3 protein-coding genes are annotated in these 6,652 nt (G+C 71.0%); all 3 read left to right on the forward strand.

Annotated features, from left to right (window positions below):
- Positions 1–19: 19 nt before the first annotated feature.
- The 3 genes from FM051_RS19945 to FM051_RS19955 all read left to right on the forward strand — a co-directional run bounded on the left by FM051_RS19945 (position 20) and on the right by FM051_RS19955 (position 6,598).
- A complete protein-coding gene (locus FM051_RS19945) occupies positions 20–3,544 on the forward strand; it encodes a right-handed parallel beta-helix repeat-containing protein (RefSeq protein ID WP_238412506.1) in 3,525 nt (1,174 codons plus the stop codon).
- A 180-nt stretch (positions 3,545–3,724) separates the two neighbouring features.
- The gene (locus FM051_RS19950; protein ID WP_158845495.1) at positions 3,725–4,105 is read left to right on the forward strand and encodes a VOC family protein; all 381 of its coding nucleotides are present in this window, start codon (positions 3,725–3,727) and stop codon (positions 4,103–4,105) included.
- A gap of 165 nt (positions 4,106–4,270) precedes the next feature.
- Positions 4,271–6,598: an Orn/Lys/Arg family decarboxylase gene (locus FM051_RS19955; RefSeq protein WP_158845498.1), complete on the forward strand. Its 2,328-nt coding sequence runs from the start codon at positions 4,271–4,273 to the stop codon at positions 6,596–6,598.
- Positions 6,599–6,652: the final 54 nt, after the last annotated feature.

A 6,652-nucleotide genomic window follows, 5' to 3' on the forward strand; every position in this document is an offset into this window, starting at 1 on the left:
CTGAACAGGAGTGTGCACAGTGGCAGCACCAGCGGTCGGCACGCCACAACCACCTGTTCCCGGGGGTGACGACCTCGTCGTCGACTGGTACGGCCCGCACGCCGTCATCCGGCGTCGGAGCGAGGCTGCGGTGGACGCCGGTGTGCTGGGCACGGCACCGAGGGGGAACGTCCTGGTCCTCGTGTCGAACGCCGCACAGCACCACCTCGCGCTGCTCGACGTGGTGCCGGCCTGCCTGGGTGCGATCCGCGCCCGGTCCGGCGCGGTGGTGGTCTGGGTGGCCGCGTCCGGCCTCGGCGTGACCGCCGTGGAGCGGCTGCCCGGCCTCGCCGCGCAGTTCGGCATCGAGCTCCGCGCGCCGCTGGGGGAGCTGACCGCCGGGCTGTTCACGGCACGCGGGTGGCGGCGTTTCGCGCCGGGTGTGGCCGGGGAGATCGTCTGCCGCCGGTTCCCGGCGTCGTTCTGGGAACACGACGTGCCCAACGGTCCGCTGGAGGCGGCCGGGGTGGTCACCGAGCACATCCCCGCCGGGCTCGCGGTTCGGGCGGCGGACGCGGCGCCGCACGACCTGTTTCTCGCCGTGCCGATGAGCCCGCGGATCCCCAAGCTGGTCATGGGCGCGGACCTGCCGGTCGCCGCCGTGGCCGAGATCATCCGTCAGCTGCCGTCCCGCATGCAGGCCGAGCTGCTGGTCCTGCTCGGGGGAACCGTCTCGCGGGACTGGACGCGCGAGTTCGCGCGGCTGATGGGGCGCGACGTCGTGGTGGCACCCGGCCTGCACGTCATGACCGCTGAGGGCGTGCTGCGCACGGTCGTGCTGGACGCGAATGGTGCCGAGATGTTCGCGCCGTTCGCCACACTGCTGAGGCAGGGGCCGGGTGGTGAGCCGGCCGAGGTGATCGACATCGCGCCTCCGCCACCGGACTGGGTGCAGAACACCGCCCGGTCGTACCAGTCGGTGCACGATCGCGGCGTGATCGCTGAGGTCGTGCCGGGTGGTCTGCACGTGCGGTCCGCAGCCGGTGCCGCCGTCGTCACGCCGTTCGACCCGCTCGGCTGGACGCTGGCGGTCGGCAGGCCGGGTGAAGAAGTCACTGAGGGCGAGCTGGCTGCCGTGCGGGGTCTGCTGAAGGTGCTCACGCCGGGGCGGCTGCGGACGGCACGTGTCCGGGTGCTGGGCATGGCGTCGCCTGCCGTGGTGGAACGGCTGGGTGCGGATGTTGGCGCTGCGGGTGCGGTGTTCGAAGCACCCGCGTTCGAAGCACCTGTGTTCGAAACACCCGCGCCGCCGCCCCGCCCGGTGAATCCGCCGGTCGCGGTGACGGCGACCCCGGTGGTCACGGTGTCCGGTCCGGCGGTGGTGCTCGCCGCCGACTCGGCGGCGCTCTCCGGGCTGACGGTGCAGTCGCGGGACGACGAGAGCCCCGCCGTCATCGTCACCTCGGGGCAGCTCGGCCTCACCGAGTGCCGGATCTCCGCGGCCGGGTGGACCGCCGTCTACGCCACCGAACGCGGCTCGGTGCTGACGCGCGGCTGCGAGGTCGACAACCCGTCCGGCGCCGGGGTCGTGGTCACCTCGTCCGGCAACCTGCTGGACTCCTGCCAGGTGCACGACCTGGGCACATCGGGTGTCGTGGTCGCCGAGCACGGCGAGCTGGTCATGCGCTCCAGCCGCGTGCGCGACGCGGGCGGCAACGGCATCTGCCTCAACGGCCACGGTCGCATCACGGTCACCGACACCACCGTCACCGCGACCGCCAAGCCCGCCGTCGCGATCGAACAGCACGCGGGCGCGGTGGCCACCCGCCTGGCCGTCACCGACGCCGCGGGCATCGGCTTCTACCTCGCCACATCGGGCAGCGTCCTGCTGGAGGACAGCTCCGTGACCGGGGCGGGCGCGCAAGGCGTGCTGACCGCCGAGGCGTGCGCGCCGGTGTTGCGCCGCGTGCGGGTCGACCGCGCACGCGAGTTCGGGTTCCTGTTCACCGACGGCGCGGGCGGCAGCGCGGACACGTGCACGGCCGCCGACGTCGCCGGCGCCGGGATCGGCGTGTCCGAACGCGCCACCACCGAGTTCACCGGGGCGACGGTGTCGTCCTGCACGTCGGCGGGGGTGAGGGTGGAGGGCTCCGCCGACCCGTTCTTCCGGCGGCTTCGGGTCGTCGGCTGCGACGGCGCCGCGATCGAGGTGACCGACGGCTCGCGCGGCCGGTTCGAGAACGTCGAGGTCGAGCGCTGCGGCAAGAGCGGCGTCGTCGTCACCGGGGGTGCTCGGACCTCGCTGACGGGGCTGAGCGTGCGCGGCGCGGCGGAGAGCAGCGTGCTCGTCGACCGGGCGTCGGTGACGCTCACCGACTGCGAGATCGCCGACTCGGGCGCGCACGGCGTGCACCTCGACACCGGCGCCGAGGCCGTGGTGACCCGCTGCCGCGTGCGGGACGGCAAGGCGGGCGGCGTCCACTTCGGACCCGGCTCGTCCGGCGCGGTCGAGGAGTCGGAGTTCGTGGCCAACGCGGGCAACGGCATCGGTGTGGACAGCGAGGACCAGATCCGGCTCACCGCGTGCCTGGTGCGGGACAACCGCGGCTCGGGCCTGCGCCAGACCCGGTCGAGCCCCGGCCTGACCGTGACCGACCTGCGCAGCTCCGGCAACGGTGTGCAGGACGCCTACGGGTCCGCCCAGTCGGTGGCCGCCGTCGCCGAGGCCACACCCGCGCCGGCCGCGCATCCGGCGGGCGACCCGTTGAGCGAGCTGAACTCGCTCGTCGGGCTGGAGGGCGTCAAGCGCGAGGTCAACTCGCTGGTCAACCTGAACCTGATGGCCAAGCGCAGGCAGGAGGCGGGGTTGTCGGCCCCGCCGATGGCCCGGCACCTGGTGTTCGCGGGCGCTCCCGGCACCGGCAAGACCACGGTCGCCCGGCTGTACGGCGCGATCCTGGCCGACCTCGGCGTGCTGCGTTCCGGCCACCTCGTCGAGGTGGCGCGGGCCGACCTCGTCGCGCAGATCATCGGCGGCACCGCGATCAAGACCACCGAGGCGTTCACCACCGCGATGGGCGGCGTGCTGTTCATCGACGAGGCCTACACGTTGAGCGCCGGGCAGGGCGGCAGCGGCCCCGACTTCGGCCGCGAGGCGATCGACACGCTGATGAAGCTGATGGAGGACCACCGGGAGGACGTGGTGGTGATCGCGGCGGGCTACTCCGCCGAGATGCGCAGCTTCCTGCAGGCCAACCCCGGTATGGAGTCGCGGTTCAGCCGCACCATCGAGTTCGAGAACTACTCGCCCGAAGAGCTGGTGACGATCGTCCGCCTGCACCGCCGCAAGCACGACTACCGGCTCGACGACGCGGCCGTCGACGTGCTGACCGACTACTTCGAGCGGATCCCCAAGGACGGCACGTTCGGCAACGGGCGCACCTCGCGCAAGGTGTTCGAGGTGATGGCCGACCGGCAGGCCTCCCGGCTCGCGCTCAGCGACTCGATGGCCACCGCGGAGCTGACGCTGTTGTGCGCCGAGGACTTCGACGAGTCGATGATCTAACCCGGCTGCCCTGCCTGGCCCTGGGGCCTCAGTTCGCCCAGGGCACTGGTCGCGTAGCCGACACCCGTCGCCGCGTACATCACCGAGTACGCCGCCGCGTGTGCCCTGGGCGGCAGTGCTCGTGTCCGGTGCTGTCTTCGATCTCACCGCGGATGAGCGTCCGGCGTTAGGGTCCGGGACGTGGCCCGTGTTCACGACATCGTCTTCGACAGCAGGCACCCGGCGTCGCTGGCCCGCTTCTGGGCCGCCGTCCTGGACGGGTACCGGGTGGCGCCGTACGACGAGGAGGAACTGCGCCGCCTGAAGGAGAACGGCGTCGACGATCCCGAGGACGACCCCGCGGTGCTGGTGGAGGCCGGTCCCGGCCTGCCGCGCTACTTCTTCGTCCTGGTGCCCGAGGGCAAGGTGGCCAAGAACCGCGTCCACCTGGACTTGAGCGCCGACGACCCGGCCGCCGAGGTCACCCGTCTGGTGGACCTCGGCGCGGTGGCCGTGGAGGAGTACGACGGCTGGGTGCGGATGGCCGACCCCGAGGGCAACGAGTTCTGCGTCCTGCGTTGACCGGCCGAATCTCCCCGAACGCGTCGTCGAGTCGGTCGAACGGTTGTTCTGAGTACGCGGCTTTGTGCCACACGTACCGGTGTACTTTGCCGCCGCGCATCTCCCGGACATCTACGCTAATCCTGTATTGCGGGCAAAAACCGGCCGGACGCGGGGGATGTTCCCATGACGAAATCGACCATTCTGATCGCGATGGAGAAAACGGCGGTCGACAGCACCGTGCCCGCGGCCAAGGTCGAACAGGTGTGCGCGGAACTCCTCGAGTGCGGGCACGAGGTGATGCTGGTGCACTCCGCCTCCGACGCGGCCTCGGCGATCACGTCGCAAGCCGATCTCGCCGCCGCCGTGGTCAGCTGGGAACTGGTCCGCCACACGCTCCAGCCCTCCGACGCAGGTAGGACCGTCGCCGGTGGTGTGCTGCGGATGCTGCTGGACAGGTTCTCCGCGCGGCTGCCCGTGTTCCTGCTGACCGACGGCGACTACAGCGACGAGACACCGCTGTGGGTGTCGGAGGTGATCAACGGTTGGATCTGGCTCCTGGAGGACACCCCGGACTTCATCGCGGGCCGGGTCGACTTCGCCGCGCGCCAGTACCTCGACCACATCCTGCCGCCGTTCTTCCGCGAATTGCGCCGGTTCGACGACACCCACCCGTATTCCTGGCACACCCCCGCCCACGCGGGCGGGATCGCGTTCCTCAAATCGCCGGTCGGTCGGGCGTTCTACGATTATTACGGTGAGCGCCTGTTCCGCACCGACATCTCCGTCTCCGTCGGTGAACTCGGTTCGCTGTTCGAGCACACCGGTCCCGTAGGCGACGCCGAGCGCAATGCCGCGCGGGTGTTCGGCGCCGACGAGACCTACTTCGTCCTGCACGGCACGTCGACGTCGAACCGGATGATCATCCACAGCGCGGTGGCCAAGGACGAGATCACCCTGCTCGACCGCAACTGCCACAAGGCGATCAACCACGGCGTCATCATCGCCGGGGCGCGGCCGGTCTACCTGGTGCCCAGCCGCAACGGCTACGGCATCACCGGCCCCATCCCGCCGGCGCGGCTGACGGCGGACGCGGTGCGCGCGCAGGTCGAGCGGACTCCGCTCGCCGCACGGGCGGTGAGCCCGGACCCGGCGTACGCCGTCATCACGAACTCGACCTACGACGGGCTGTGCTACGACACCGTCCGGGTCAAGGAACTGCTCGGCGGGTCGACCCGGATCCTGCACTTCGACGAGGCGTGGTTCGCCTACGGCCACTTCAACCGGCTCTACGCACGGCGTTACGGGATGGCGGCCGACGGCTCCGCGCTACCCGACGCGCAGAGCCCGACCGTGTTCTCCACCCAGTCCTCGCACAAGCTGCTGGCCGCGCTGTCCCAGGCGGCGATGATCCACGTGAAGTCGGGCGGCAAGGCGCCGTTCGACCGCGCCCGGTTCAACGAGACGTACATGATGCACGGCACCACGTCCCCGCTGTACCCGATGATCGCGTCGTGCGACGTCGCGGCGGGCATGATGGACGGACCCGCCGGGCACTGGCTGACCACCGAGGCGATCACCGAGGCGATCAGGTTCCGCCAGGCCATGATCCGGCTCGGCAGGCGACTGGCCGACGCGGGGGACCGGCCGCCGTGGTTCTTCGGTGTCTGGCAGCCGACCGAGGTGACCGACCCGGAAACCGGTCAGCAGACCGCTTTCCACGAGGCGCCGCTGGACCTGCTGCGCACCGAGCCGGGTTGCTGGACGCTGGAGCCGGACGCCGGGTGGCACGGCTTCACCGACCTGGAACCGGGCTTCTGCATGCTCGACCCGGTCAAGGTGACGATCACCTGCCCCGGCGTCGACGCGCGGGGCGACGTGTCCGGGTTCGGCATCCCGGCCCGCATCGTCACCGCGTACCTGGAGACCCGGCGGATCGTCGTCGAGAAGACCGACGTCTACACGTTCCTCGTGCTGTTCTCCATGGGCATCACCAAGGGCAAGTGGGGCACGCTGCTCGACGCCCTCACCGACTTCAAGAGCTTCTACGACAACGGTGCCGCGCTCGGCGACGTGCTCCCGGAGCTGGTGCGCGCGCACCCGGAGCGGTACGGCCGCCTGACGTTGCCCCAACTGTGCGCCGAGGTGCACGACTACCTGGCCGAGAGCAAGATCATCCAACTGCTGAACGAGGCGTTCACCAGCCCGACGCCACCGCCGGCGGTGATGACGCCCGGTGAGGCGTACCAACACTTCATCCGCGGCGAGACGGAACTCGTCGGGCTGGACAACCTGACCGATCGCGTGGTGGCCACCCAGGTCACCACCACCCCGCCCGGCATCCCCGTGTTGATGCCGGGCGAGCGCGTCGGCTCGCCGGAAAGCCCGCTGCTGCAATACCTCCGGGTGCTGGAGACGTTCGACCAGCGCTTCCCGGGATTCGCCAGCGAGACGCACGGCGTGCACCACGAGGGCGGCAAGTACTGGATCACCTGCGTCGTCGAGCAGCGCTGACGACGAGCGCGCCCCACGACGGTCGGGACCGCTGCGGCCCGACCGTCGTCCTGC

Source organism: Saccharothrix deserti (assembly GCF_009769385.1).
Classification (GTDB): Bacteria; Actinomycetota; Actinomycetes; order Mycobacteriales; family Pseudonocardiaceae; genus Actinosynnema; species Actinosynnema deserti.